Source organism: Streptomyces sp. NPDC020958, from assembly GCF_055562175.1.
On sequence record NZ_JBVHFU010000012.1, the window covers coordinates 175,306 to 199,416 of the forward strand.

A 24,111-nucleotide genomic window follows, 5' to 3' on the forward strand; every position below is an offset into this window, starting at 1 on the left:
CAATGCCTGAAACCGTCCTCGCGGACGCCGCCGAGGCCAAGGGCCCGGAACGTCAGGCGAAGCGGAGCGGCCTGTTCGGTGGCCGGATATCCGTGGCCCGGCTGCGCGACCTGGCGCTCGTCCCGGCCATCGTGGTCATCGCGATCGTCGGACAGATCGTCAACCCGGTCTTCCTGCAGACGGACAACCTGATCAACGTCCTGCAGACCATGTCCGAGATGGCCCTGCTGGTCCTCGCCCAGACGATGATCCTGATCGTCAAGAAGATGGACCTCTCCCTGGAGTCCACCATGGGTCTCGCGCCCGGTGTCGCCGCCTGGCTGGTGGTGCCCGTCGGCGCGGGCCACGGGCTCGGACTGCTGCCCGGCGCCTGGGCCGTCCCCGTGACCCTCGCCGTCGGCGCGCTCGTCGGTGTGATCAACTCGCTGCTGATCATCCGCTTCGGCCTCAACGGCTTCATCGTCACCCTCGGCATGCTGATCGTCCTGCGCGGCGTCCTCACCGGCATCTCCGGCGGCCAGACCTTCTTCCAGCTGCCGCAGTCGATGCTCTACCTCGGCACCGCCGAATGGTTCGGCATGCCCGCCTCCATCTGGATCTGCCTGGCCCTGTTCGCCGTCGCGATCGTGGTGCTCGGCTGGACCAGCTTCGGCCGTTCCCTGTACGCCATCGGCGGCAACGTGGACGCCGCGAAGGCGGCCGGCATCCGCACCGACCGCGTGCTGTGGATCGTCCTCGTCACCGGCAGTGTGCTCGCCGCCCTCGCCGGACTGCTGCTCTCCGGACGCCTGGCCTCGGTCGCCTCCGCACAGGGCAACGGCTACATCTTCACCGTCTTCGCCGCCGCCGTCATCGGAGGCATCAGCCTCAACGGCGGCAAGGGCACCATGTTCGGCGCGTTCTGCGGCATCCTGCTGCTCTTCATGATCCAGAACGTGCTCACGCTGGGCGGTGTCCCCGCCCAGTGGATCGGCGCCCTCAACGGCCTGATCATCCTGGTCGCCCTCGCCATCTCCCGCATCACCGGCGGCAAGGTCCAGGAGTGACCCGGGCGGCCCACCGCCCGCCCGACCTGCGCCGCGTTCACGTCTCGTCGCAAGGGGAACCTCCTCCCTTGCTCCCCACAGGAGTTGCCGCCATGTCCTCCCCCGTGCCCGCACCCTCCCGCATCACCGCCCTGGACGTCCTGGACGTGCGGTTTCCCACCTCCGAGCACCTCGACGGCTCGGACGCCATGAACCCGGAGCCCGACTACTCGGCCGCCTACGTCATCCTGCGCACCGATGCGGGCGACGGGCTGGAGGGCCACGCCCTGGCCTTCACCACCGGACGCGGCAACGACGCCCAGGCCGCCGCCATCGCCACCCTCGCCCCGCACGTGGTCGGCCTGTCGGTCGAGGAGGTCTGCTCCGACCTCGGCGCCTTCGCCCGCTCCCTCGTCCACGACCCCCAACTGCGCTGGCTCGGCCCGGAGAAGGGTGCCATCCACATGGCCACCGGCGCGGTCGTCAACGCCGCCTGGGACCTGGCCGCCAAGCGCGCGGGCAAGCCGGTGTGGCGCTTCCTGGCCGAGATGTCCCCCGAGGAACTGGTCGCCCAGGTCGACTTCCGCTGGCTGTCCGACGCCCTCACCCCCCAGGAGGCGCTGGAGATCCTGCGGCGTGCCGAGCCGGGCCGCGAGGAGCGCGTCGCCCGCCTCCTGGAACGCGGCTACCCCGCCTACACCACCACCCCCGGCTGGCTCGGCTACTCCGACGAGAAACTCGCCCGCCTGTCCCGCGAGGCCGTCGCGGACGGTTTCACCCAGATCAAGCTGAAGGTCGGCGCCGACCTCCAGGACGACATCCGGCGCCTGCGCACCGCCCGCGAGACCGTCGGCCCGGACATCCGCATCGCCGTCGACGCCAACCAGAGATGGGACGTCCAGCCCGCCATCGACTGGATGCGGGCCCTGGCCCCCTACGACCCCTACTGGATCGAGGAACCCACCTCCCCCGACGACATCCTCGGCCACGCCGCCGTCCGCAAGGCGGTCAGCCCCATCAAGGTCGCCACCGGCGAACACATCGCCAACCGGGTCGTCTTCAAGCAGCTCCTCCAGGCCGGCGCGGTGGACATCGTCCAGATCGACTCCGCCCGGGTCGGCGGAGTCAACGAGAACATCGCGATCCTGCTGCTGGCCGCCAAGTTCGGGGTACCGGTCTGCCCGCACGCCGGCGGCGTCGGCCTGTGCGAGATGGTCCAGCACCTGTCGATGTTCGACTACGTCGCCGTCTCCGGCACCACCGAGGACCGGGTCATCGAGTACGTCGACCACCTGCACGAGCACTTCGTCGACCCGGTCCGCATCGCCGACGGCCACTACCTCGCCCCGACCCTGCCCGGACTGAGCGCCCAGATGCACCCCGCCTCCTTCAAGGAGTACGCCTACCCCGACGGCCCCGTCTGGACCGCTCGTGTCTGACAACCAGGGCCTCGTCGACGCCCACCACCACGTGTGGGACCTGGACGTCCGGCCGCAGCCCTGGCTGGACGAACCGGGGCACGAGCCGATCCGCCGCAGTTTCGGAACGCACGCCCTGCGCTCGGCAGCGACCCGGTCGATCGCCGGACGGCGGCTGACGAGCACGGTGGTCGTGCAGTGCATCGCCTCCGTGCCCGAGACCCGCGACCTCCTCGCCCTGGCCGGCGGCGATCCGCTGATCGGCGCGGTCGTCGGCTGGGCGGACCTGACGTCCCCCGCGGTCGGCGACGTACTCGACGACCTGCGGACCGGTCCCGACGGCCGGTATCTGCGGGCCGTACGGCACCTCGTCCAAGGGGAGTCCGATCCCGACTGGCTGCAACGACCGGACGTCGAACGGGGGTTGCGAGCGGTGGGGGAGCGCGGGCTCGGATACGACGTGCTGGTCCGCAGCCACCAGCTTCCCCAGGCGATCCTCCTCGCGCAGCGGCTCCCCGATCTGCCGCTCGTCCTGGACCACGCCGGCAAGCCGCCCATCGCGAGGCGCGAACTGGCCGAGTGGACACAGCGGTTGCGGATGCTGGCCCGACAGCCCCAGGTCCACTGCAAGGTGTCGGGACTGGTCACGGAGGCCGACCACGACACGTGGACCATCGACGACATCCGCCCGGTGTGGGACGTCCTGCTCTCCGCCTTCGGTCCCCACCGGCTGATGTTCGGCTCCGACTGGCCCGTCTGCTCACTCGCCGGCGGCTGGAACCGCTGGGCCGCCACCGTCGAGGAACTCCTGGCCGGCTGTTCCGCCGCCGAGACGGAGGCGGTCCTCGCCGGTACCGCCACGGCGTTCTACCGCCTCGACTCCGCCCCACAGGGGGGAACCTCATGCTCCTGACCGAACTGCTGCACCCCGGCATCCTCGAATCCCTGGCCGGAGCAGGCCACGGCGCCCGCGTGCTGCTCGCCGACGGCCACTACCCGGCGAGCACCGCCACCGGCGAGCGCGCAAGGACCGTCCACCTCAACCTGGCCCCCGGGCTGCTCGACGTCACCACCGTGCTCGACGTGCTGCTGCGCGCCCTGCCCGTCGAGGCGGCCCATGTGATGGTGCCGCCCGAGGGCGAGCCGGAGCCACCGGCCATCGCCGAGTACCGCACGATGCTGGCGCCCGTCCCGGTCCACGCGCTCGGCCGCTTCGAGTTCTACGACGCCGCCCGCTCACCCGACCTGGCACTGGCGATCGTCACCGCTGACACCCGTACCTACGCCAACCTGCTGCTGACCATCGGCGTCCGCGCTGAAGGGACCCTGACGACACGATGACAATCGCCGCCCGATACCTCTTTGCCCGCACCCTGGACACGGCCCCCGCAGAACCCTCTTCCCCGGGCCCCGGTGAGGTGGAGCTGGCCCCCGCCTACGTCGGTATCTGCGGTACCGACCTGCACATCTTCCACGGCGACATGGACGCCCGGGTCGCCGCGCCCGCCGTCATCGGGCACGAGATGTCCGGCCGTGTCGTACGCACCGGCCCCGACGTGACGGGCTGGGCGCCCGGGGACGCGGTCACCGTGATGCCGCTGCGCTGGGACGGCACCTGCCCCGCCTGCCAGGCCGGCCACCAGCACATCTGCCAGCACCTGGACTTCATCGGCATCGACTCCCCGGGTGCGATGCAGCAGCGCTGGACGGTGCCCGCCTCCACGCTCGTCCGGCTGCCCGATTCCCTGCCCCTGGACCGGGCTGCCCTCGTCGAGCCCACCGCGGTCGCCGTGCATGACGTCGGCCGGGCCGGGGTGCGCGACGGCGAGCGGGTCGTCGTGGTCGGCGGCGGCCCGGTCGGCGTTCTGATCGCCCTGGTGGCCCGGGCCGCCGGGGCGGATGTCCGGGTGGTGGAGCTGAGCCCCCACCGGCGGCGGCTCGCCGAGGAGTTGGGACTGACCGTGTGGGACCCGGCCGCCGGAGACATGGCCGAGCTGGTGGGGGAGTGGACCGGGGAGGCGGGAGCGGACGTCGCGTTCGAGGTGTCGGGTGCGGCGGGCGGCGTGGACACCGCGGTGGAAGTGCTGGGTGTGCGCGGGCGCCTCTGCCTGGTCGCGATCCATCCCCGGCCTCGCGAGGTCAACCTGCACCGCTTCTTCTGGCGCGAACTCACCCTCGTCGGAGCCCGGTTGTACGACCGCTCCGACTTCGAGCAGGCGGTGGCGCTGGTGGCCGACGGCACCATTCCGGCCGAGCGGCTGATCAGCAAGGTCGTGCCGCTCACGCAGGCGCCGGCCGCGTTCGAGGCCCTGGAGGGCGGCGGAGACGTGATGAAGATCCTCGTGGACTGCACCGACGAAACCCAGGAGGCCGCCGTATGAGCGCCTTCGACCTCACCGGCAGGCTCGCCGTCGTCACCGGCGCCCGGCGGGGCATCGGCCGGGCGATGGCCCGCGCACTGGCCGAGGCCGGCGCGGACGTCATCGGGGTGAGCGCGAACCTGGAGGAGTCCGGCAGCGCGGTGGAGAAGGACGTCCTCGCCGCCGGGCGCAGCTTCGAGGCGATCCGCGCCGACTTCGCCGACCCGGCGGCCGTACGCGCTCTGGGCGAGGACCTCGCCGGACGCGAACGCCCGGTGGACATCCTGGTCAACAACGCGGGCACCATCCGCCGCACCCCGGCCGCCCAACACACCGACGCGGACTGGGAGCTGGTGCTCCAGGTCAACCTCACCGCGCAGTTCGCGCTCACCCGGGCCGTGGGTGCCACGATGGTGGCCCGTGGACAGGGCAAGGTCGTCTTCACCGCCTCCCTGCTCAGCTACCAGGGCGGCATCACCGTCCCCGGCTACACCGCCGCCAAGCACGGCGTCGCCGGTCTCACCAAGGCGCTGGCCAACGAGTGGGCGCCGCACGGCGTCAACGTCAACGCCATCGCGCCCGGCTACATCGCCACCGACAACACCCAGGCACTCCAGGACGACCCGGCACGCAGCAAGGCCATCCTGGAGCGCATCCCCGCCGGTCGCTGGGGCACCGCCGACGACCTCGCCGGCGCCACCGTCTTCCTCGCCTCCCCCGCCTCCGACTACGTCCACGGCGTCACCCTGCCCGTCGACGGCGGTTGGCTCGGACGATGACCACCGGCCTGGCCGCCCTACTGGCGGAGTCGCGTCTGCTGCCCGTGCTCACCGTGCCGTCCGTCGCGAGTGCCGGCCCCCTGGCCGACGCGCTCGCGGCGGGCGGCGCCCGCTGTGCGGAGGTCACCTTCCGCACACCCGACGTCGAACGGGTCGTGAAGGCGATGGCGGCGCACGGCGCTCTGACCGTCGGTGCCGGGACCGTGCTCACCGCGGAGCAGGCGGAACGGGCCGTGGCGGCCGGCGCCCGCTTCCTCGTCTCGCCCGGCTTCGACGACGAAGTCATCGCCGCGGCCCGCGAGTTGGGGGTGCCCGTCGCACCGGGCGTGGCGACGGCGACGGAGTTGATGCGCGCGCTGAAGGCCGGCCTCGACACGGTCAAGCTGTTCCTTCATCGCAGGCGGTTCGGCCGCCGTCAGGAGGTGACCGTCCCATGGGCGCTCACGCCGCCCCCGCTTCCCAAGGAGAAGAGTTGACACGTCCGAGCATGGGGCGCCGGAAAGTCGGGAGCACCCCCGTCGAGCTGACCGAACTCGGCTTCGGGGCCTCCGTCATCGGCAACCTGTACAAAGTCACCCCGGCGCACGACGCGCAGGCCGCGATCGAGGCGGCCTGGGACGCGGGAGTCCGGTACTTCGACACCGCACCGCACTACGGCCTCGGACTGTCCGAACGCCGGCTCGGCACCGCCCTGCGCGACCGGCCCCGCGAGGAGTACGTCGTCTCGTCCAAGGTGGGTCGTCTCCTGGTCCCCAACGAACACCCGCAGGGCGTCGACGACCAGGGCTTCGTCGTACCCGACGACCTGCGCCGCCAATGGGACTTCAGCCGCGACGGCATCCTGCGCTCCCTAGAGGAAACCCTGCGGCGCACCGGCCTGGACCGCTTCGACATCGTCTACCTCCACGACCCCGACGACCACTGGCGGCAGGCCGCCGACGAGGCCATGCCCGCCCTCGCGGAGCTCCGCGACCAGGGCGTGATCGGAGCGATCGGCGCCGGCATGAACCAGTCCGCCATGCTGGCCCGCTTCCTGCGCGAGACCGCCGCCGACGTGGTGATGCTCGCCGGGCGCTACACCCTCCTCGACCAGTCCGCCCTCGACGACGTCCTGCCCGCCGCGCAGGAACACGGCAAGAGCGTCGTCGCGGTCGGCGTCTTCAACTCCGGCCTGCTCTCCCAGGACCGGCCCACCGAGGGTATGAAGTACGACTACCAGGACGCCCCGATCGACGTGGTGGCCCGCGCCCGGGCCATCGCCGAGGTGTGCGCGGCGCACGGTACGACCCTGCCGGCGGCGGCGCTCGCCTTTCCTTTCAGCCATCCCCATGTCATCAACGTCACCGTCGGCATGCGGACCGCGGAACAGGTCGGACGCAACGTGGAACTCCACCGCAGGCATGTCCCCGAAGCCCTCTGGGACGATCTCAGCGACCGGGGACTCATCAGGCCGGACGTGCCCACGGCGCACCGGCCCGGAAGGCGGCCGTGATGTCACTGACGGACAGGGCCATAGCGCAGATCCGGGAGTTGATCCGCAGCGGAGCGCTGCCACCGGGTTCGAAACTCCCGCCGGAGCCGGAGCTGGCCGCCCAGCTGGGCCTCTCCCGCAACCTCGCCCGGGAGGCCGTCAAGGCGTTGGCTGTCGCCCGGGTCCTGGAGGTCCGGCGGGGTGACGGCACCTATGTGACCAGCCTGCAGCCGAGTCTGCTCCTGGAAGGGCTCGGCGGTGCGGTGGAACTGCTGCAGGGTGACTCGACCGCGTTGCAGGACCTCATGGAGACACGGCGCCTCCTGGAACCGGTCGCCACCGCACTGGCCGCCACCCGCATCACCGACCAGCAACTGGCCGAGGTCGAGTGGCACCTGGAAGCCATGCGCGAAGCCCGTGACGACGTGGAGCGGCTCAACGCCCACGACGCCGCCTTCCACCGCGCCGTCATCTCGGCCACGGGCAACGAAACCCTCCTCACCCTTCTGGAAAGCATCTCGGGGCGTACCCTGCGCGCCCGCATCTGGCGCGGCCTGGCCGACACCCAGGCCTCGGACCGCACCCTCGCCGAACACGAGGCGATCTTCCGCGCCCTGTCCGCCCGCGACACCTCTCTCAGCCAGGCCGCCGCGCTCCTGCACGTCAGCAACACCGAGCAGTGGCTGAGAGCGCACCTGCGCTCGGAACAAGCGCTCCCATGGGCCATGACCGCCCAGGAGTGACGGCGGCCCCAAAGGCCGGGGCCCTCGCCCTTCAGCCCGAGGAGCAAGTCGATCGGTAAGGCCGTAGGCGGCGCCCCGGTGGCTCACAGCGCGACGATCTGCCACTCCTGGTTGCTGCCGGTGGTGGGCGGCCACTCGATGAGCGGCGTGCCGTCGGCCGTGCAGCCGTTCTGGGCGTCCACGCACATCGCGCTCCGAGGGGGAGGCGATGGAGGTGCGGGCGTGGTGCCGGGTCGGCGTGCGGCCCGGCACCACGGTTCGCCGTTCAGAGCGCGACGAGTTGCCAGTCCTGGTTGGGGCCGTCGTTCATGGGCCACTGGATCACGTAGGCGCTGTCGGCGGTCGAGCCGTCCTTGACGTCGGCGCACCATCCGGTACGCACGTTGACGAGCCGGTAGTAGCCGCCGGTCTTGGAGGGGACCAGGGTCCACCACTGGTTGTCGGCCGAGGCGTCGGTCGCCTGGTCGAGGAGGGCGCCCTGGGCGGAGCCGCTGGGGCTCTCCAGGGCCTTGCCGCTCTTGACGCAGATCAACCGGTAGGAGCCGTCGGTGTTCGGCACCAGCTTCCACTGCTGGTTGGTGCTGCTGGTGCCGCCCCACGGGTACTGGATGATGTCGGCGCCGTCGAGGGTCGAGGCGTCCTTGACGTCCATCACCTTGCCGCTGTTGCGGTTGACCAGTTTGAAGGTGCCCAGGTCTGCGGTGAAGGGCCGGTCGTAGATCTCCAGGTTGCGGACGGAGGCCCACACGCCGGAGGGCAGACCGGTGACCGTGACCCGGACGTACCGCGCCTGCGCCCGGAAGACGGCGATCTGGACCTGGCTGGTGCTGGTCGTCGCCGTGTTGTCGACGAGGGTGGTCCAGGTGGTGTTGTCCGTGGAGCCCTCGATCTTGTACCGGTAGTTGGTCTTGTCCAGCTCCCAGGCGATGCGGGTGCCGGTCAGGGAGCGGGTGGAGCCGAGGTCGACCTTGAGCCAGTGGCCGGTGTCGCCGTTGTTCGCGCACCAGCGGGTGGAGGTGGATCCGTCGACGGCGTCGGCGGCGTAGTTGCCCTTGGAGGTCTCCTCGCTGTCGGCGGTGGCGGTCTTGCCGGCGGCGATGTCGGCGGGCTGCACGGACCGGTCGAGGGTGACGCCGATGACGCTGTCCTGGGGGTGGGTGGTGCGGTCGATGCCGCTGACGGCGACCCGGCCGTCGGTGCCGACCGTGTACGGGAGGCCGGCGCCGGAGCGCACGTCGAAGACGCGGGTGACCTGGGCGTCGCCGATCGAGGGGGTGGTGAAGGAGGTGCCGCTGTAGCCGGGCAGGAGGTGGACGTAGAAGGTGTTGTCCTTGTACGTGAAGCCGTACTGGCCGTCGACGGGGTTCCACGGGCCGCCGCGGGTCGCGTAGACGGACTGGCCGCAGGCGGTCATGAAGGTCCCGATCTGGCGCAGGAGGCTCGCCTGCCCGGAGGAGACGGTGCCGTGCCGGTCCGGGCCGATGTTGACCATCGCGGTCATGTTCCGCACCCAGCAGTTGACCAGGATGCTCATCGCGGTGCCGTAACTCATCACCTTGCCGTCGGAGTTGTAGCCCCAGGAGCTGCCGACGGTGAAGACCTTCTCGACGAGGTCCCCGGTGCGGACCGCCCCGGTGGGCACCGAGGGACCCTCGTCGTTGATGTAGTCGCCCCGCCAGCCGGAGCGCAGGTTGGCGACGATGTCGGGCTGGTGCTTGCGCACCATGCCCATCAGACCCAGCGGCTTGCCGGACGCGTCGGTCTCGCCGTAAACGGTGTCCACCGGCCACTGGTTGGCGGTGTCCCGGTACTGCCCGGGCTCCCAGAAGAACGCCGCATCGGCGTCGCTGCCCTTCTCCGCCAGCCAGCCGCCGTCCCACCACAGGTCGTCGATCACGCCGTACTGGGTGACCAGCTCCTTGATCGACTCGTACACCTCGGTCTTCATGATCCGCGCGTTCTCCTTGTGCGCGGGGTCGGTGGTGTAGTTCCAGGGGTTGGTCGCGCAATTGGTGCCGTACACGTCGTAGTAGCCGGGGTAGCGCCAGTTGATCGGCGAGTAGTACAGGCCCACCTTCAGCCCGGCCGCCCGCACCGCCGCCACGTAGTCCTTGACGAAGTCCCGGTTCAGCGGCGCCTGTCCGGAGTTCCAGCTGTTGGGGTGGTTCAGCGGCCACAGCGCGAAACCGTCGTGGTGACGCGTCGTCAGCGTCACGTACTTCGCCCCGAAGTCCTTGGCCAACTGCGCCCAGGCCGTGGGGTCGTAGGCGTCCGCGGTGAACTGCTCGCTCGTGGCGTCGGTGACGTACTTCTGGTAGTCGGAGGGCGTGATCGGGGCGTTGTGCATCCACCACTCGCCCTTGGCCGGCCCCGAGTACACGCCCCAGTGGACGAACATGCCGAGCTTGGCGTCCTGCAGCCACTGGATCTTGGAGTCGGGCTGCTGCTCGAGGCCCATGTCGGTCCCGGGGATGCGCAGGGGAGGCAGTGGCAGAGGGGCGGCGGCCGTTGCGGCGTACGCGGGTGTTGTCAGCGCGAGGGAGCCGACCGCGGCGGCCGCCGTCATGGCCGCCATTCCGGCGAGAACCGATCTGCGTGAGAGGGATTCCGGCAACGTGGTTCCTCCTGTTTGATCGTCAGAAAGGCGCCCCGGGGCGGCGGCCCCTGGGTCAGGCGTCGGCACGGCTCGACCGGTGGGCCCGGGGAGCCATGAGAGTCCCGCTCTCCGTCCGACTCCGCCCGAAGACATTGGATGGATTAACGAATACGCATGGCGCTTCTGTCCAGGGTTATGACGCAACTTTCGGCGAAGAGCCCAGGGGAACCCTGTGAGTGCTTCGGGGATCGAGCCAGACATGGGATGTATCGAAGCGTAGTGGAGGCATGAGGGATCAAAGACCGGGTTCGCTCGAAGCGTTGACGAGGCACCTGTCGGGCCCTACCGTGCTCCAGCAGAAACGCACACCTTCCGACATTTATCCAAGTCGCCGGGTGGATGAGCCGCCACCCGAGAGGAGCCGAACCATGCTCCGTCGTGTCTGCTTGCTGCTGTCCGCCGTACTCGTCTGCGTGTCCGGGCTGCTGGCCACCGGCGCGCCCGCACAGGCCGCTTCCGTGACCGTGACCAACGCGACCCAGTTCACCGACACCACCGGAGCCGTGGTCCACGCCCACGGCGGCGGCGTCATCAAGGTCGGCACCTACTACTACTGGTTCGGCGAGAACCGCAACCCCGACAACTCCTTCAAGTACGTGTCGGTCTACCGCTCGACGGACCTGAAGACCTGGGAGTTCCGCAACAACGTCCTCACCCAGAACAGCGCGGCCGAGCTCGCCTCCGCCGACATCGAGCGCCCGAAGGTCGTCTACAACAGCAGCACCGGCAAGTACGTCATGTGGATGCACAAGGAACTGGCGACCGACTACACCCAGGCCCGCGTCGCCGTCGCGGTGTCGGACACGGTCGACGGCACCTACACCTACCTGGGCAGCTTCAGGCCGCTCGGCATCACCTCGCGGGACATGACCCTTTACCAGGACATCGACGGCTCGGCCTACCTGGTCGCCTCCGCCAACGAGAACGCCGACCTCGACATCTTCAAGCTCACCGCCGACTACACGGGGGTCGACAGCCTGGTCGCCGATCCGTGGCCCGGCACCTACCGCGAGGCTCCGGCGCTGTTCAAGCGGGGCGGCGTCTACTTCATGCTCACCTCCGCCAACAGCGGCTGGAAGCCCAACCAGCAGCGGTACGCCACCGCCACCAGCCTGGCCGGCCCGTGGACCGCGATGACCGACGTCGGCAACGACACGGCCTACGGCTCCCAGACGGCCTTCGTCCTGCCCGTCCAGGGCACCTCGGGCACCTCCTACCTGTACATGGGTGACCGCTGGGGCAACTCCATGGGCGGCACGGTCGAGGACTCCCAGTACGTCTGGCTGCCGCTGACCTTCCCCACCAGCACCACCATGGACCTGCCGTGGTACCCGGGGATCGCCGTCGACACGGCGGCCGGAACGGTCAACGGCATGGGCGGCGGCCCGTACTACGACCTCGTCGCCCGGCACAGCGGCCGATGCGTCGACGTCTCGGACAACTCCGCCGCCGACAGTGCGGTCATCCTGCAATACGACTGCAACGGCGGCCTCAACCAGCAGTGGCGGCTCACCGACGCCGGCGGCGGCTACGTCCAGATCGTCGCCGAGCACAGCGGCAAGTGCCTGGACGTGTCGAACGCCTCCACCGCGGACGGCGCCTACGTCAACCAGTACAAGTGCACCACCGGCACCAACCAGCAGTGGCTCTTCCAGGACAAGGGCAACGGCTACTACCACCTCGTCGCCCGGCACAGCGGCAAGTGCCTGGACGTGAAGGACGCCTCCACCGCGAACGGCGCCCGCCTCATCCAGTGGCCCTGCGGCACCGGCACCAACCAACAGTTCCTGAAGCGCGCCGCCTGACGGGACCGGGGGCGAGAGCCGTGCCGGGCCGTCCCGGAGATCAGGGCGACCTTGCCCTCAAGCCGCTTCACGAGGTCGCCTCGCGCAGTGCGTCGGAGACCGACTTGACCCCGCCGTGCGCGGTCATCCCGCCGTCGACGGGGATGTCGGCACCGGTGATGAACGACGACTCGTCCGACAGCAGGAACACGACCAGCGGAGCGACCTCGTCGACGGTTCCGGTACGGCCGAGCGGGGTCTCGCGGATGTTCGCCGCGCGGAACGCGGGGGCGGCCGAGGCGGTCATCTCCGTCTCGATGTAGCCGGGGTGGATCGTGTTGACGCGGATGCCGCGTGGACCGAGTTCCAGCGCGGCCGTCCTGGACAGCCCCCGCAGCCCCCACTTGCTCGCGGTGTACGCGACGGGATAGTGGGCGGTGAGGGCCGCCGAGGAGCCGACGTTCACGACGGACGAGCCGGCGGGCATGAGCGGTGCGAGGTGCTGGATGCCCAGCAGCGGACCGGTGACGTTGACGGCGTGGACCCGGTCGAAGTCCTCGGCCCTGATGTCGCCGAGGCGGGCGCGCCAGGTGATGCCGGCGTTGTTGACCAGCCCGTGCACCTGCCCGTACGACTCCTTCAGTTCGGCGGCGAGGTCGGCCCATTCCTGGATGCTGGTCACGTCGAGGCGGCGGCAGCCGCCTTCCGGCCGGATGTCGGTGGCGATCACGTGGGCGCCCTCCCGGGTCAGCGCGTCCGCCTCCGCGGTGCCCTGGCCACGGGCCGCACCCGTGACCACGACGACTTTGCCGAGCAGCCGCTCGGCGCCCACCTCGCTCACGGCCGCTCCCGGGAGCGGCGCCGACCGGTGGGCAGCGGCACCGGGTCGCTGCCGGGGACGACCGTGTTGGACACGGTGCCGACCCCTTCGACCGTGAGGGTGACGGTGTCGCCGGGCTTCAGGGGCGGCGGGGTCCTTTCACCTCGCAGACCCCACAGTTCGGCGAGGCAGCCGCCGTTGCCGCACGTGCCGGAACCCAGGACGTCACCGGGCACGACGCGGGTGCCACGGGAGGCGTAGGCGACCATCTCCTCGAACGTCCAGCTCATGTTGGACAGGTAGTTCCGGCCGACGACCTCGCCGTTGATGTCGGCGGTGACCGCGAGTCGCAGGAAACCGTCGGCGTCCCGGTACGGTTCCACCTCGTCGGCGGTGACCAGGTAGGGGCCGAGGGTGGTGGCGGTGTCCTTGCCCTTGCAGGGGCCGAGACCGACGGTCATCTCCGCCGACTGCAGGTCGCGCGCGGACCAGTCGTTGAAGACCGTGTAGCCGACGATGTGGTCGCGTGCCCGCTCGGGGCTGAGGTCGCGGCCCTCGCGGCCGATGACGGCGGCCACCTCGAGTTCGAAGTCCAGCACACGTGAGCCGGGCGGGACGGGGATGTCGTCGTGCGGGCCGTGGATCGCGTGCGGGTTGGTGAAGTAGAAGGTCGGCGCGGCGTACCACTGCTCGGGTACGCCGACCGCGCCGCTCACCGAGCGCCGTACGCCTTCGACGTGCTCCTCGAAGGTGACGAAGTCCCGTACGGACACGGGCTGGAGCGGCGGCAGCAGCCGTACCTCCGACACGTGCGGGCCGGGCGCTGCGTCGTGCGCGGCGGCGCCCGCGGTGAGCAGGCCGGGGAGACCGCCGCAGTCCGACAACAGGGCGGTGAGCGAGGTGACTTCGGGCATCGGCAGCAGGGTGCCGTCGTCGTCCACGACGGCCACGCGACGGCGGTGATGGTGTTCGTAGGCGGCGAAACGCATGGTGCGGCTCCGGGCAGGCTGGGCCCGAGGGCGCGGCGGGACTGAGTCAGGGCGGATGACAGGGCCGGCCGCGCCCCCGGGAGCGGGGACGGGATCAGACCGGCGGGGCGACGAAGACGCCGCGGTCGACGTCGTTGAACGATTCCTTGGCGACCAGTTCGTTCATCGGGTTCGCCGTGCCCCACTGGTCGGTGACCTCGGGCTGGGAGAAGTCGTAGACGTGCGGGTGCCAGGTGTCCTCGTCGAGGAGTTCCAGCTCGGTCGTGTACTCGACGGTGTTGCCGTGCGGGTCGAGGAAGTAGGTGAAGGTGTTGTCGCCCGCCATGTGCCGGCCCGGGCCCCAGATCTTCCGGTGCCCGGCACGGATGACCCGGCCGGAGCCGCGCAGGTACTCGTCGATGCCGCGCATCTCGAAGGAGATGTGGTGCAGCGCGGTGTGCGGGCCCTTCGCCAGCGCCATGGAGTGGTGCTGGTTGCTGATCCGCATGAAATGCATGACGTCGCCCATGTGCGGGGAGTTGAGCGTGTCGGAGAGCCGGAAGCCCAGGTGCTCCTCGTACCACTGCCGGGTGCGGTCCAGGTCGGGGGAGTTGAGCACGACGTGCGACAGCTTGACCGGGATCGCTTCCCTCTCCTCGATCTTGCGGTGCCGGCGGACCTCGACGTCGGCGGAGACCTCGATGGTACGGCCGTCGATGTCGAAGAAGCGGAAGCCATAGCCACCGCCGGGAGTGTCGACCTTGCCCGGCTGGGAGACGAGTTGTACGCCGCCGGCGAGCAGCCGCTGGGCGAGGGTGTCGACGTCGGAGGCGGACGCGGCCCCGTAGGAGACCAGGTCGAGGCGCTTCTCCTCGGCCTTGCGCAGTCGTACGACGTACTGCTCCGGTGAGCCTTCGGCGGCGAGGAAGGAGATGCCGGAGTCCTCGGCGACCTTGGTCAGGCCCCAGACGCCGGCGTAGAAGTCGAGCTGTTTGTCGTAGTCGGGCACGGCGAGGTCGACGTGCCGGAGGTGGGTGAGCAGACGCATGTCGGTCAGTCCTTCCGGAGGAGGGCGGCCGCGTTGCCGCCGCGTACTGCGTGGAAGTCGGTGTCGGACAGGCCCGCCGCGCGCAGGGCGCCCAGCGGATCGTCCGTGCCCATGTCGAAGGGGAAGTCGGAGCCGAGCAGCACCCTCTCGGGCCCGACGGCGCGGACCAGCTCCCGCAGCACGTGCGGGTCGTGCACCAGGGAGTCGAAGTACAGACGCCTGAGATAGCTGCTGGGCAGCCGGGCGCAGCCGGATCCGGCGTCGGAGCGAGCCTGCCAGGCGTGGTCGGAGCGGCCGATGTGGGTGGGCAGGTAACCACCCCCGTGGGCCGCGATCAGCCGCAGGCCCGGGTGGCGGTCCAGGACGCCGGAGAAGATCAGGTGGGAGAGCGCGACGGCGTTCTCCACCGGCTGGCCGACGGTGTTGGACAGGTACCAGCGGTCGAGCCGTTCGTCGAGCGTGCAGCCGAAGGGGTGCAGGAAGACGATCGCCCCCGTCTCCTCGGCCCCGGTCCAGAAGGGCTCGTACGCCGGGTCGGAGAGTTCCCGCCCCGGTGCGTGGCTGGAGATCTCGACGCCCAACAGGCCCTGTTGCAAGGCGTGTTCGAGTGCGCGCACGGCTTGTCGCGGGTGCTGCAACGGTACGAGGCCCAGACCGCGCAACCGGCCGGGCGCGACGGAACAGTGAGCCGCCGTCGCCTCGTTGGCGAGCCGGTACACCTTCTCCGCCGTCTCCTCGTCCGCCCAGTAGTGGTAGTGCGACGGGGAGGGGCTGACCAGTTGCACGTCCACGCCCTGGGCGTCCATCGCGGCCAGCCGCGCGGCGGGGTCGGTCAGTTTCGGGATGCGCTCGCGCACCATGGGCCCGCTGACGGCGAGTGCCGCCGGACCGTTGCGCCGGGCGTCCAGCGCCTTGGCCTCTGCAAGGCCCGGCAGGTCGCCCACCAGGGCCTCGACCTCGGGCAGCAGGACGTGAGCGTGGACGTCCACGGTGGGGGCCATGGTCACGGCAGCTCCCGCAGCATCGTCATCATGCGGCCCATCAGGCCGGGGACATCGGCGTCACGGACGCCGTCGAGCTGCCACTGCCCGAGCTGCACGGACGCCTCCACGACCGGTCGGACGCGAGCCATGCGCCGCTCGTGGTACGCCTGGAAGAGCGCGTCGTCCCAGGACCCCGACGCGGTCAGCATCTGGGTGAGCACCCACGCGTCCTCCAGGGACATGGCCGCGCCCTGCGCGAGCGTGGGCGGGCAGCAGTGCGCGGCGTCGCCGATCAGGACCACCCGGCCGCGGTGCCAGGCGCCCTCCACCAGCAGCCGGTCGAACCAGGTGTAGTTGATCCTCGCCGGTTCGGTGATGTGCTCGGTGATCTCCGGCCAGTGCCCCCCGTAGGCGGAGGCGAGGCGCCGCATCTCGTCGGCGTACGTCTCGGGCGGGACGGCGGCGCGATCGCGGTTCGCCTCGACGACGTACGCGTACAGGGTGGTGTCGCTGGTGGGGCAGTAGCCGGCGATGTAGGCGGGGCCGCCGTAGGCGAGGTCGGTGCGGGTCACTCCGGCCGGGCGTGGGGCGGCGACGCGCCAGATGGCCATGCCGGTCGGCTCGGGCTTGTCGCCGATGCCGATCGCCGCGCGGGTCGACGAGGCGAGGCCGTCGGCCGCGACGACCAGGTCGTAGCGGCCCTCGCTGCCGTCGGAGAACCGTATCGAGACGCCGTCCGGGTCCTGGCCGAGGATCTGGCAGGTCGTCCCGAGTCGCACGGTGGCGCCACTGGCCCGGACGGCGTCGATCAGGATCCGCTGGAGCCGGGGGCGCTGTATGCCGAGGGTGGCGGGCAGGTCGTCGCCGCCGGTGCGCAGGTCATGGGCGACGTGCAGGACGGTGCCGTCGGGAGCGGTGATGCCGACGGAGCCGAAAGCGAAGCCGGACGCGCCGACCCGGTCCCAGACGCCGAGTTCACGCAGGACGCGCAGGGCGTTGCCCTGGAGGGTGATTCCGGAGCCGGCGGTGGCGTTCCAGTCGTCCTTGGCTTCGATCAGGTCCACCGTGAGGCCGGCGCGACGCAGAAGGATCGTCGCGGCGTTGCCTGCGGCGCCACCGCCGATCACCAGGACCGTGCGGGGATCGTTCATAGGGGAACTCCTTCGTTCCGAGCGTCACTTGACTGCGATCGGGTTGACGGGGGAGCCGACCGCTCCGGTGATGGGCAGGGGTGCGGCGGTGAGCCAGAACGCGTACGCGCCGTCGCGGACACAGTCCTCGGCCAGAGCCTCCAGGTCCCACATCTCGCCGATCAGCAGGCCGATGTTCGGGATGGCGACCTGGTGCAGGGGCTGGAAGGCGTCGTCGAATTCGTTGGGGCGGACCTCGAAGCCCCAGGTGTCGGTGGCGATCGCGGCGATCTCGCTGGAGTGCAGCCAGCCGGCGGTCGTGAACGACAGGCCCGGCGCGCTGCCGCCGGCGTAGTCGCCCCAGCCTTCGCGCCGTGCGCGGGTCAGCTGCCCGGTGCGGACCAGCACGATGTCACCGCGTCCGACGGTCACCCGGTGCGCCTCGGCTGTCGCCGTCAGATGGTCCTCGGTGATCGCGAAGCCGTCCGGCAGCTCCCCGTCGGTGCCGACCACCCGGCCGACGTCCAGCAGCACGCCGCGGCCCGCGACGTGCGGGGCCATGTGCTCGATGCCGGTGACGAGGTCGCCGTCGGAGGTGACGACCTTCTCGGCCGGGCGGCCGTTCCACGCCCTGCCGTGGTCGAAGATGTGGCCGAGCCCGTCCCATTGGGTGGAACACTGGAGCGGCATCGCGATGACGTCGTCGGCGCCGCCGATCCCGTGTGGGAAACCCTGGGCGCCGAGGGCCGCGTCGGTGCCGGTGTCCAGCATGGTGTGGACCGGGTTGGTGCGGCGCCGCCAGCCCTTCTGGGGGCCGTTCATGTCGAAGGACTGCGACAGCGAGAAGCTGACGCCGCGTCGGACCAGGGCCGCGCCCTCGCGGCGCTTGTCCTCCGTGAGGAAGTTCAGGGTTCCGAGCCTGTCGTCCTGGCCCCAACGGCCCCAGTTGCAGCACGCCTTGGCGGCCTCGGCGATCGAGCCCTCGGGGTCCTGGCGGTTCATACGGCGCCCTCCGCGACACAACGGGTGCGCTGGAGTCCGAGTCCGGTGACCGAGCCCTCCATGACGTCGCCGTCGCGCAGCAGCCGCCTCCAGTGCATGCCGTTGCCGGCCGGGCTGCCGGTCAGGACCAGGTCGCCGGGGAGCAGGCGTGCGGTCCCGGAGACGTACGCCACCATCCGCGCGACCTTGAAGATCATGTCCTTGGTGGACTCGTCCTGCATGGTGTCGCCGTTGAGCTTGAGCGTGACGCGCAGGTCGTCGGGGTTCGCGATCGACTCGGCCGGTACCAGCCAGGGGCCGAGCGGGGTGAAACCGGGGGCGTTCTTGCTGCGCAGCCAGTCGGTACCGATCTGCGGCATGTCCCGGCGGAACACGGTGGCACGGTCGGTCAGGTCGTTGGCGATCGTGTAGCCGGCGATGTACTCGGACGCGTCCTCCACCGGCACCCGGTGGGCGGGCTTGCCGATGACGACCGCCAGCTCCAGTTCCCAGTCGGGCTGCGCGGCCCATCCGGGCAGGACGACGTCGTCGTACGGGCCGGTGATCGAGGTGGGCAGGCCGGTGAAGACGTACGGCAGGTCCTCGGCAGCCCGCCGGTCCATGATCTCGGCGGCCTCCGCGCGCCGTTCGCTCTCCGGCCGGTCGTCACCCGGGGCGCGGTGGGCCACGTGCAGGTCGATCACGTGCTGTCGGTAGTTCGCGCCCGACTGGAAGACCTGGCGAGGTGCCACCGGCGCGTGCACGCGGAGGTCCTCGACGGCCGTTCGAGTCAGGCCGGTGTCGGAGGCGAGGGCGCGCAGCCGCGGCAGGGCCGTGTCCCAGCCGTCCAGCACGTCCAGCACGGTCAGCCGGTCGTCGCCGAAGGCGTCCCGCAGATCGAGGGCCTGGCCGTCGGGGGTGACCAGGGCCGGGAATTCCGGCCCGTTCGGCGTCGAGAGGGTGGCGAGTGCGAACGGTCCGGCGAAAAGCGCGGACGCGGGTTCGGGTTTCACGGACATGTCCTCCTGATTGCGGTGCGACCAATCTGGACCCGCACCCTGCGATCAGGGAAATCGATTCTGTGGATGATCGGCATCCACCGCGTTTATCTTCCATGCGAGTCTCCTGGGACTGCCTGCGGCACGAAGTGCGGGGCGGGCACGGCGGTGCGCTGCGGGGCAGGTGCGAGTGCGCGCACGGGACACCCGGCGGCCGGGACCAGACCTAGCGTGACGGCTCGGCGGTCGCGGTCCGCCTCTGTTTCGACGGCGAACACGGACCCCGGCAGCGCCATGCCCATCCCGGAGGGGGTCCCGCAAGCGTGTCCTCGATACCGGTCGGCGGTCCGGTTCCTCAGGCCGTCGACGATCCCGCAGAACCCGTCGTCCGCAACGCGAAGATCCACACCGGAGACCCGAACCGCCCCCGTGCGGGGGCGACAGCCGTCCGGGACGGTGCGGTCACGGTCGTCGGCGACGACAAGGACGTCGCCCCCCACACCGGTTCGGGCACCGAGGTCGTGGACGCGCCCGGGCGGCTGGTGATCCCGCCCCCTGCCGCATCGGAAGGAGCGCACCATGCGCAAACTGCTGACTGACGCGCTCCGCACACTGGTACCGCCCAAGGACGACCGCCACGGGCCGCTGCCTCCTCTGCTGCTGACGCTGACGGTGGTCACCGGGATGGTCGACGCGGTGAGTTATCTGTCCCTGGGGCATGTCTTCGTCGCCAACATGACCGGCAACGTGGTGTTCCTCGCCTTCGCGCTGGCGGGAGCCCCGAACCTGTCCGCCCTCGCCTCCGTCGTCGCCCTGGCCGCGTTCCTCGTCGGGGCACTGGCCGGGGGGCGGCTCGGCACCCGGTTCGCCACCCACCGTGGGAACCTGCTGAAGACGGCGACGGCCGTGGGGACCGTGCTGGTCGCCGCCGCGGTGGCCGTCACCGCGATCACCGACGGCCGGTCCGGCACGGGGGTGCAGTACACCCTGATCGTGTCCCTCGGGCTCGCTCTGGGCCTGCAGAACGCGGTCGCCCGGCGCCTCGGTGTCCCCGACATGACCACGACCGTGCTGACGCTGACCCTGACGGGCCTGGCCGCGGACTCCACCCCGGCGGGCGGCGTCGCGCCCCGGCCCGGTCGCCGGATCCTGTCCGTGCTCGCCATGCTGCTCGGTGCGTTCGCGGGGACCGAACTCCTGCTCCACGGCCACCTGGTGCTCACCCTGGGCCTGGCCCTGCTGCTCCTGCTCGTCACCTCCCTGGCGACGCACCGACTGGCCGGCGGCGACCCCGCCTGGACCGGATCGGGGGCGGCATGAGCGACGCCGCCACCGACTCCCCGTGGGCGCCGCTCGCGGCACGTGTCTTCCGGGCACTGTGGATCGCCCAGCTGGTCTCCAACATCGGCAGCTGGATGCAGACCGTGGGCGCCCAGTGGCTGCTCGTCGGTCACAGTGCCGCACTGGTGACGCTGGTGCAGACGGCGTCCGGTCTGCCCGTCGTCCTCCTCGCGCTGCCCTCCGGGGTGATCGCCGACCGGTTCGACCGGCGGGCGGTGCTGGTGACAGCGCAGTTCGCGATGCTCGTGGTGTCCGGGGCGCTGGCCGTGCTCGCGTTCCTGGACGCGCTGTCGCCGACGGCCCTGCTGCTCCTGACCTTCCTGCTGGGCTGCGGCACCGCGCTGATGGGCCCGGCATGGCAGGCCGTCCAGCCCGAGCTGGTGGAGCGGGAACGGCTCGGTCAGGCGGCTGCGCTGGGCGCCGTGAACGTGAACCTGGCCCGTGCCGTCGGGCCGGCCCTCGGCGGGGCGGTGGTCGCGGCGGCGGGCGCGGGCTGGGTCTTCGCCTTCAACGCGGCGTCCTACCTGGGCATCGCGGCCGTCCTGCTGCTGTGGCGGCGCCCCGCGGCGGAGGCCGCCCCGCCCGCCGGGAACGAAGGCCTGCTGGCCGCCCTGTACGCCGGCCGCCGCTACGTCTGGAACGCGCCCGGCGTCCGCCGGATCCTGCTGCGCACGCTCCTGTTCATCCCCGGCGCCGCCGCCCTGTGGGCCCTGCTGCCCCTGACCGCGAGCCGCTCCCTCGGCCTCGGCTCGAACGGCTACGGACTGCTTCTCGCGGCGGTGGGCGCCGGCGCGGTCGGTGGCGCCTTCCTGCTGCCCCGCGCCCGTCGCCTGCTCAGCGCCAACGCCACCCTCGCCGTCGGCGCCCTGGTGTTCGCCGGGGTGCTCGCGGTGCTGGCCACGGTCCATGTGCCGTGGCTGGCGGCGCTCGCTCTGCTGCCCGCGGGCCTCGCCTGGATCGCCGTACTCGCCACGCTCAACGCGGCCGTGCAGACCCGGCTCCCCGGCTGGGTCAGAGCCCGCGGACTGGCCGTCTATCTCCTGGTCTTCCAGGGTGGTCAGGCGCTGGCCGCACCCCTGTGGGGTGCGGTGGCCGACTGGCTCGGGCTGAGCGCCTGTCTGCTGATCGCCGGCGGCGTGATGCTGCTGAGCGCGGCCAGCGTACGGCGCTGGCCGCTGCGGGACGCCGAGGGCATCAACCCCACGCCGTCGGACCACTGGCCCGCGCCTCCCCTGGTGTTCGAACCCGGGCAGTCCGACGGTCCGGTCCTGGTCTCCGTCGTGTACCGCGTCCCGGCGGACCGACAGGCCGAGTTCACCGACCGCATGCACCGGGTGGCCCGCTCCCGGCGCCGTACCGGAGCCCTGTCCTGGGGCCTCTACCAGGACGGCCACGACCCGGAGCGGTTCGTCGAGAACTACCTGGTGTCCTCCTGGGCGGAGCACCAGGCCCAGCACCACGTGCGGCTCACGGCCACCGACCGCCGGTTCGAGGAGGAGGCCCGCGCACTGCTCACCCCGGGCACCGCGCCCGAGGTGACGCACGCCTTCGACACCTCGGGCGGACCGGCGGTACGGCCCTGAGCCTCACGGTCAGACACTCAAGGACGAGGAACATTGCGGAGGTTGGCCCGCGCCAGGTGGACCATGCGGCCGACTCCGCCGCTCAGCACCGTCCGGCTCGCGGCGAGCGCGAACCCGCTGATCTGCTCGGCGGTGATCTTCGGCGGGACGGCCAGGGCGGCGGGGTCGGTGACGACGTCGACCAGCGCGGGCCCGTCATGGGCGAAGGCCTCGCGCAGCGCGCCGCGCACGTCGGCGGGCTTCTCGACCCGGATACCCCGTGCTCCGGCCGCCGTGGCGATGGCCGCGTAGTCGGTGTGCGGGTAGCTCGTGGCGTGCGGGGGCAGGCCGTCGACCATCATCTCCAGGTCGACCATGCCGAGGGAGGAGTTGTTGAAGACGACGACCTTCACCGGCAGGCCGTACTGCACGAGGGTGAGGAAGTCGCCCATGAGCATGGAGAATCCGCCGTCGCCGGAGAGCGAGACGACCTGCCGGCCGCGGTCCAGGAACTGGGCGCCGATCGCCTGCGGCAGCGCGTTGGCCATCGAGCCGTGCACGAACGAGCCGAGGATGCGCCGACGGCCGTTCGGCGTCAGATAACGCGCCGCCCACACACAGCACATGCCGGTGTCCACGGTGAACACGGCGTCGTCCGCGGCCTCTTCGTCCAGTACCGCGGCCACGTACTCGGGGTGGATCGGGGTCTGGTTCCCGACGTTGCGCGTGTAGGCGTTCACGGCGCCTTCGAGGGCGTGCGCGTGCCGCTCCAGCATGCGGTCGAGGAACCGGCGCGACGGCTTCTCCCGCACGGCGGGCGTCAGGCAACGCAGGGTCTCGCCCACGTCGCCCCACACGGCGAGGTCGAGCTGGGTGCGTCGGCCGAGGCGCTCGGGCTGGACGTCGACCTGGACCGTGCGCACATGGCGGGGCAGGAACTCGCTGTACGGGAAGTCCGTGCCGAGGAGCAGCAGCAGGTCGGCCTCGTGCATGGCCTCGTACGCGGCGCCGTAGCCGAGCAGTCCGCTCATGCCGACGTCGTACGGGTTGTCGTACTGGATGTGCTCCTTGCCGCGCAGCGCGTGACCGACCGGTGCCTTGACCTTCTCGGCGAAGGCCATCACCTCGGCGTGCGCACCGGCGACGCCCCGGCCGCAGAACACCATCACGCGCTCGGCGGCGTCGACCAGCTCGGTGAGGCGGGCGAGTTCCCGGTCGCCCGGGCGGATGGCGGGCAGGTCCAGAGGCAGGGTGAGTTCGGGGGCCGCGTCCGGGGTGTCCTCGGCGGCGGTGTCCCCGGAGAGGGCCACGACCGAGACACCACGGCGGCCGACGGCGTGCTGGATCGCCGTCTGCACCACGCGCGGCATCTGGTGCGGCGAGGAGATCAGCTCCGAGTAGTGGCTGCACTCGGCGAACAGGCGGTCGGGGTGGGTCTCCTGGAAGTAGCCGGTGCCGATCTGCCCGCTGGGTATCTGAGCGGCCAGCGCCAGCACCGGCGCCATGGAGCGGTGGGCGTCGTACAGGCCGTTGATCAAGTGCAGGTTTCCCGGGCCGCAGGAGCCGGCGCAGGCGGCGAGGCGGCCGGTGAGCTGGGCCTCCGCGCCGGCCGCGAACGCCGCGACCTCCTCGTGGCGGACCTGGACCCACTCCACGGCGTCATGCCGTCTGACCGCGTCGACGACCGGGTTCAGGCTGTCCCCGACCACTCCGTACATACGGCGCACGCCGGCGCGCGCCATGAGGTCGACGTACTGCTCCGCGATGGTCTGCCTGGCCATGCCACTCCTTCGCCTCCGGCGGCACTGCGGGGGCCGCCGTGCCGCCGGTCACGGTAACGGCCGAGGTAGAACCGGACTTGACCACCAGCGCACCGGATCACCTCCGGCAGCGCACGCCGCAACAGCGCCTTCATCGCGACAGCGACGGTAGAGCGGTACGGCGGACGGCCCGTGTCCGTGCGTGCACGGCGGTCGGTCCCGGAGTGAACCGGGTGCACTCAGGGGTGCCGGACCGGGCACTCCAGGGCAATGCCTCCTCCGCC

The 24,111-nt window shown here is 71.2% G+C and carries 22 protein-coding genes; 13 read left to right on the forward strand and 9 right to left on the reverse strand.

The window, feature by feature from the left end:
• Positions 1-2: 2 nt before the first annotated feature.
• The 9 genes from ACZ3KP_RS29640 to ACZ3KP_RS29680 all read left to right on the forward strand — a co-directional run bounded on the left by ACZ3KP_RS29640 (position 3) and on the right by ACZ3KP_RS29680 (position 7,796).
• Entirely contained in the window at positions 3-1,046 is a 1,044-nt protein-coding gene (locus ACZ3KP_RS29640) for an ABC transporter permease (protein WP_467503171.1), read from the forward strand.
• Between the two features lie 92 nt (positions 1,047-1,138).
• Positions 1,139-2,464 carry an L-fuconate dehydratase gene (locus tag ACZ3KP_RS29645; RefSeq protein ID WP_467503036.1) on the forward strand — a complete coding sequence of 442 codons (1,326 nt, stop codon included), beginning with the start codon at positions 1,139-1,141 and terminating at the stop codon, positions 2,462-2,464.
• A complete protein-coding gene (locus tag ACZ3KP_RS29650; RefSeq protein ID WP_467503038.1) occupies positions 2,457-3,356 on the forward strand; it encodes an amidohydrolase family protein in 900 nt (299 codons plus the stop codon). The genes ACZ3KP_RS29645 and ACZ3KP_RS29650 overlap by 8 nt, the downstream gene beginning before the upstream one ends.
• Positions 3,347-3,784, forward strand: a complete 438-nt coding sequence (locus tag ACZ3KP_RS29655; RefSeq protein WP_467503039.1) for an RbsD/FucU domain-containing protein — start codon at positions 3,347-3,349, stop codon at positions 3,782-3,784. The genes ACZ3KP_RS29650 and ACZ3KP_RS29655 overlap by 10 nt, the downstream gene beginning before the upstream one ends.
• Positions 3,781-4,824, forward strand: a complete 1,044-nt coding sequence (locus ACZ3KP_RS29660; protein ID WP_467503041.1) for a zinc-dependent alcohol dehydrogenase — start codon at positions 3,781-3,783, stop codon at positions 4,822-4,824. The genes ACZ3KP_RS29655 and ACZ3KP_RS29660 overlap by 4 nt, the downstream gene beginning before the upstream one ends.
• Positions 4,821-5,582, forward strand: a complete 762-nt coding sequence (locus ACZ3KP_RS29665) for an SDR family oxidoreductase (RefSeq protein WP_467503043.1) — start codon at positions 4,821-4,823, stop codon at positions 5,580-5,582. Before ACZ3KP_RS29660 ends, ACZ3KP_RS29665 begins: the two co-directional genes overlap by 4 nt.
• Positions 5,579-6,058, forward strand: coding sequence for a bifunctional 4-hydroxy-2-oxoglutarate aldolase/2-dehydro-3-deoxy-phosphogluconate aldolase (locus ACZ3KP_RS29670; RefSeq protein WP_467503044.1), 480 nt, complete (start codon positions 5,579-5,581; stop codon positions 6,056-6,058). The genes ACZ3KP_RS29665 and ACZ3KP_RS29670 overlap by 4 nt, the downstream gene beginning before the upstream one ends.
• An 11-nt stretch (positions 6,059-6,069) precedes the next feature.
• Entirely contained in the window at positions 6,070-7,074 is a 1,005-nt protein-coding gene (locus tag ACZ3KP_RS29675; protein ID WP_467503172.1) for an aldo/keto reductase, read from the forward strand.
• A complete protein-coding gene (locus ACZ3KP_RS29680; RefSeq protein ID WP_467503046.1) occupies positions 7,074-7,796 on the forward strand; it encodes a FadR/GntR family transcriptional regulator in 723 nt (240 codons plus the stop codon). The genes ACZ3KP_RS29675 and ACZ3KP_RS29680 overlap by 1 nt, the downstream gene beginning before the upstream one ends.
• Before the next feature lie 265 nt (positions 7,797-8,061).
• Here the strand turns inward: ACZ3KP_RS29680 and ACZ3KP_RS29685 are convergent, their stop codons facing one another.
• Positions 8,062-10,362, reverse strand: coding sequence for an alpha-L-fucosidase (locus ACZ3KP_RS29685; RefSeq protein ID WP_467503048.1), 2,301 nt, complete (start codon positions 10,360-10,362; stop codon positions 8,062-8,064).
• A gap of 458 nt (positions 10,363-10,820) precedes the next feature.
• Here ACZ3KP_RS29685 and ACZ3KP_RS29690 point away from each other — a divergent pair, with 458 nt between their 5' ends.
• On the forward strand, positions 10,821-12,257 hold the full coding sequence (locus ACZ3KP_RS29690) for an RICIN domain-containing protein (protein ID WP_467503049.1): 1,437 nt from the start codon (positions 10,821-10,823) through the stop codon (positions 12,255-12,257).
• 67 nt (positions 12,258-12,324) lie between these two features.
• On the opposite strand, the gene ACZ3KP_RS29695 is transcribed toward ACZ3KP_RS29690, so the two are convergent.
• The 7 genes from ACZ3KP_RS29695 to ACZ3KP_RS29725 form a co-directional block, all read right to left on the reverse strand.
• Entirely contained in the window at positions 12,325-13,068 is a 744-nt protein-coding gene (locus ACZ3KP_RS29695; protein WP_467503173.1) for an SDR family NAD(P)-dependent oxidoreductase, read from the reverse strand.
• 5 nt (positions 13,069-13,073) lie between these two features.
• Positions 13,074-14,045, reverse strand: coding sequence for a fumarylacetoacetate hydrolase family protein (locus ACZ3KP_RS29700; RefSeq protein ID WP_467503050.1), 972 nt, complete (start codon positions 14,043-14,045; stop codon positions 13,074-13,076).
• A 94-nt stretch (positions 14,046-14,139) separates the two neighbouring features.
• Positions 14,140-15,072 (reverse strand): VOC family protein, encoded by a 933-nt coding sequence (locus ACZ3KP_RS29705; RefSeq protein ID WP_467503052.1) that lies wholly within the window; start codon positions 15,070-15,072, stop codon positions 14,140-14,142.
• Positions 15,073-15,077: 5 nt separating this feature from the next.
• The gene (locus ACZ3KP_RS29710) at positions 15,078-16,073 is read right to left on the reverse strand and encodes an amidohydrolase family protein (protein WP_467503175.1); all 996 of its coding nucleotides are present in this window, start codon (positions 16,071-16,073) and stop codon (positions 15,078-15,080) included.
• A 2-nt stretch (positions 16,074-16,075) separates the two neighbouring features.
• Entirely contained in the window at positions 16,076-17,206 is a 1,131-nt protein-coding gene (locus tag ACZ3KP_RS29715) for an FAD-dependent oxidoreductase (protein ID WP_467503053.1), read from the reverse strand.
• A 24-nt stretch (positions 17,207-17,230) separates the two neighbouring features.
• Positions 17,231-18,187: a cyclase family protein gene (locus ACZ3KP_RS29720; protein ID WP_467503054.1), complete on the reverse strand. Its 957-nt coding sequence runs from the start codon at positions 18,185-18,187 to the stop codon at positions 17,231-17,233.
• The gene (locus tag ACZ3KP_RS29725) at positions 18,184-19,185 is read right to left on the reverse strand and encodes a fumarylacetoacetate hydrolase family protein (protein WP_467503055.1); all 1,002 of its coding nucleotides are present in this window, start codon (positions 19,183-19,185) and stop codon (positions 18,184-18,186) included. The genes ACZ3KP_RS29720 and ACZ3KP_RS29725 overlap by 4 nt, the downstream gene beginning before the upstream one ends.
• 302 nt (positions 19,186-19,487) lie before the next feature.
• Between ACZ3KP_RS29725 and ACZ3KP_RS29730 the strand changes: the two genes are divergently transcribed.
• The 3 genes from ACZ3KP_RS29730 to ACZ3KP_RS29740 are packed head-to-tail and all read left to right on the forward strand — an operon-like array spanning position 19,488 to position 22,088.
• Complete coding sequence (locus ACZ3KP_RS29730) at positions 19,488-19,763, forward strand: hypothetical protein (RefSeq protein ID WP_467503057.1); 276 nt, start codon at positions 19,488-19,490, stop codon at positions 19,761-19,763.
• Positions 19,744-20,484 carry a YoaK family protein gene (locus ACZ3KP_RS29735; protein ID WP_467503059.1) on the forward strand — a complete coding sequence of 247 codons (741 nt, stop codon included), beginning with the start codon at positions 19,744-19,746 and terminating at the stop codon, positions 20,482-20,484. Before ACZ3KP_RS29730 ends, ACZ3KP_RS29735 begins: the two co-directional genes overlap by 20 nt.
• Positions 20,481-22,088, forward strand: coding sequence for an MFS transporter (locus tag ACZ3KP_RS29740; RefSeq protein WP_467503060.1), 1,608 nt, complete (start codon positions 20,481-20,483; stop codon positions 22,086-22,088). Before ACZ3KP_RS29735 ends, ACZ3KP_RS29740 begins: the two co-directional genes overlap by 4 nt.
• Before the next feature lie 17 nt (positions 22,089-22,105).
• Here ACZ3KP_RS29740 and ACZ3KP_RS29745 read toward each other — a convergent pair whose 3' ends face one another.
• Positions 22,106-23,848 carry a pyruvate dehydrogenase gene (locus ACZ3KP_RS29745; RefSeq protein ID WP_467503062.1) on the reverse strand — a complete coding sequence of 581 codons (1,743 nt, stop codon included), beginning with the start codon at positions 23,846-23,848 and terminating at the stop codon, positions 22,106-22,108.
• Between the last annotated feature and the right edge of the window lie 263 nt (positions 23,849-24,111).

Bases quoted from the DNA above. Each gene is read 5' to 3' on its own strand.
- ACZ3KP_RS29685 (WP_467503048.1), bottom strand. From the start codon at position 10,362: ATGACGGCGGCCGCCGCGGTCGGCTCCCTCGCGCTGACAACACCCGCG.
- ACZ3KP_RS29680 (WP_467503046.1), top strand. From the start codon at position 7,074: ATGTCACTGACGGACAGGGCCATAGCGCAGATCCGGGAGTTGATCCGC.
- ACZ3KP_RS29645 (WP_467503036.1), top strand. From the start codon at position 1,139: ATGTCCTCCCCCGTGCCCGCACCCTCCCGCATCACCGCCCTGGACGTC.
- ACZ3KP_RS29700 (WP_467503050.1), bottom strand. From the start codon at position 14,045: ATGCGTTTCGCCGCCTACGAACACCATCACCGCCGTCGCGTGGCCGTC.
- ACZ3KP_RS29745 (WP_467503062.1), bottom strand. From the start codon at position 23,848: ATGGCCAGGCAGACCATCGCGGAGCAGTACGTCGACCTCATGGCGCGC.
- ACZ3KP_RS29740 (WP_467503060.1), top strand. From the start codon at position 20,481: ATGAGCGACGCCGCCACCGACTCCCCGTGGGCGCCGCTCGCGGCACGT.
- ACZ3KP_RS29690 (WP_467503049.1), top strand. From the start codon at position 10,821: ATGCTCCGTCGTGTCTGCTTGCTGCTGTCCGCCGTACTCGTCTGCGTG.
- ACZ3KP_RS29675 (WP_467503172.1), top strand. From the start codon at position 6,070: ATGGGGCGCCGGAAAGTCGGGAGCACCCCCGTCGAGCTGACCGAACTC.
- ACZ3KP_RS29735 (WP_467503059.1), top strand. From the start codon at position 19,744: ATGCGCAAACTGCTGACTGACGCGCTCCGCACACTGGTACCGCCCAAG.
- ACZ3KP_RS29720 (WP_467503054.1), bottom strand. From the start codon at position 18,187: ATGAACCGCCAGGACCCCGAGGGCTCGATCGCCGAGGCCGCCAAGGCG.
- ACZ3KP_RS29670 (WP_467503044.1), top strand. From the start codon at position 5,579: ATGACCACCGGCCTGGCCGCCCTACTGGCGGAGTCGCGTCTGCTGCCC.
- ACZ3KP_RS29710 (WP_467503175.1), bottom strand. From the start codon at position 16,073: ATGGCCCCCACCGTGGACGTCCACGCTCACGTCCTGCTGCCCGAGGTC.
- ACZ3KP_RS29655 (WP_467503039.1), top strand. From the start codon at position 3,347: ATGCTCCTGACCGAACTGCTGCACCCCGGCATCCTCGAATCCCTGGCC.
- ACZ3KP_RS29640 (WP_467503171.1), top strand. From the start codon at position 3: ATGCCTGAAACCGTCCTCGCGGACGCCGCCGAGGCCAAGGGCCCGGAA.
- ACZ3KP_RS29725 (WP_467503055.1), bottom strand. From the start codon at position 19,185: ATGTCCGTGAAACCCGAACCCGCGTCCGCGCTTTTCGCCGGACCGTTC.
- ACZ3KP_RS29705 (WP_467503052.1), bottom strand. From the start codon at position 15,072: ATGCGTCTGCTCACCCACCTCCGGCACGTCGACCTCGCCGTGCCCGAC.
- ACZ3KP_RS29715 (WP_467503053.1), bottom strand. From the start codon at position 17,206: ATGAACGATCCCCGCACGGTCCTGGTGATCGGCGGTGGCGCCGCAGGC.
- ACZ3KP_RS29660 (WP_467503041.1), top strand. From the start codon at position 3,781: ATGACAATCGCCGCCCGATACCTCTTTGCCCGCACCCTGGACACGGCC.
- ACZ3KP_RS29665 (WP_467503043.1), top strand. From the start codon at position 4,821: ATGAGCGCCTTCGACCTCACCGGCAGGCTCGCCGTCGTCACCGGCGCC.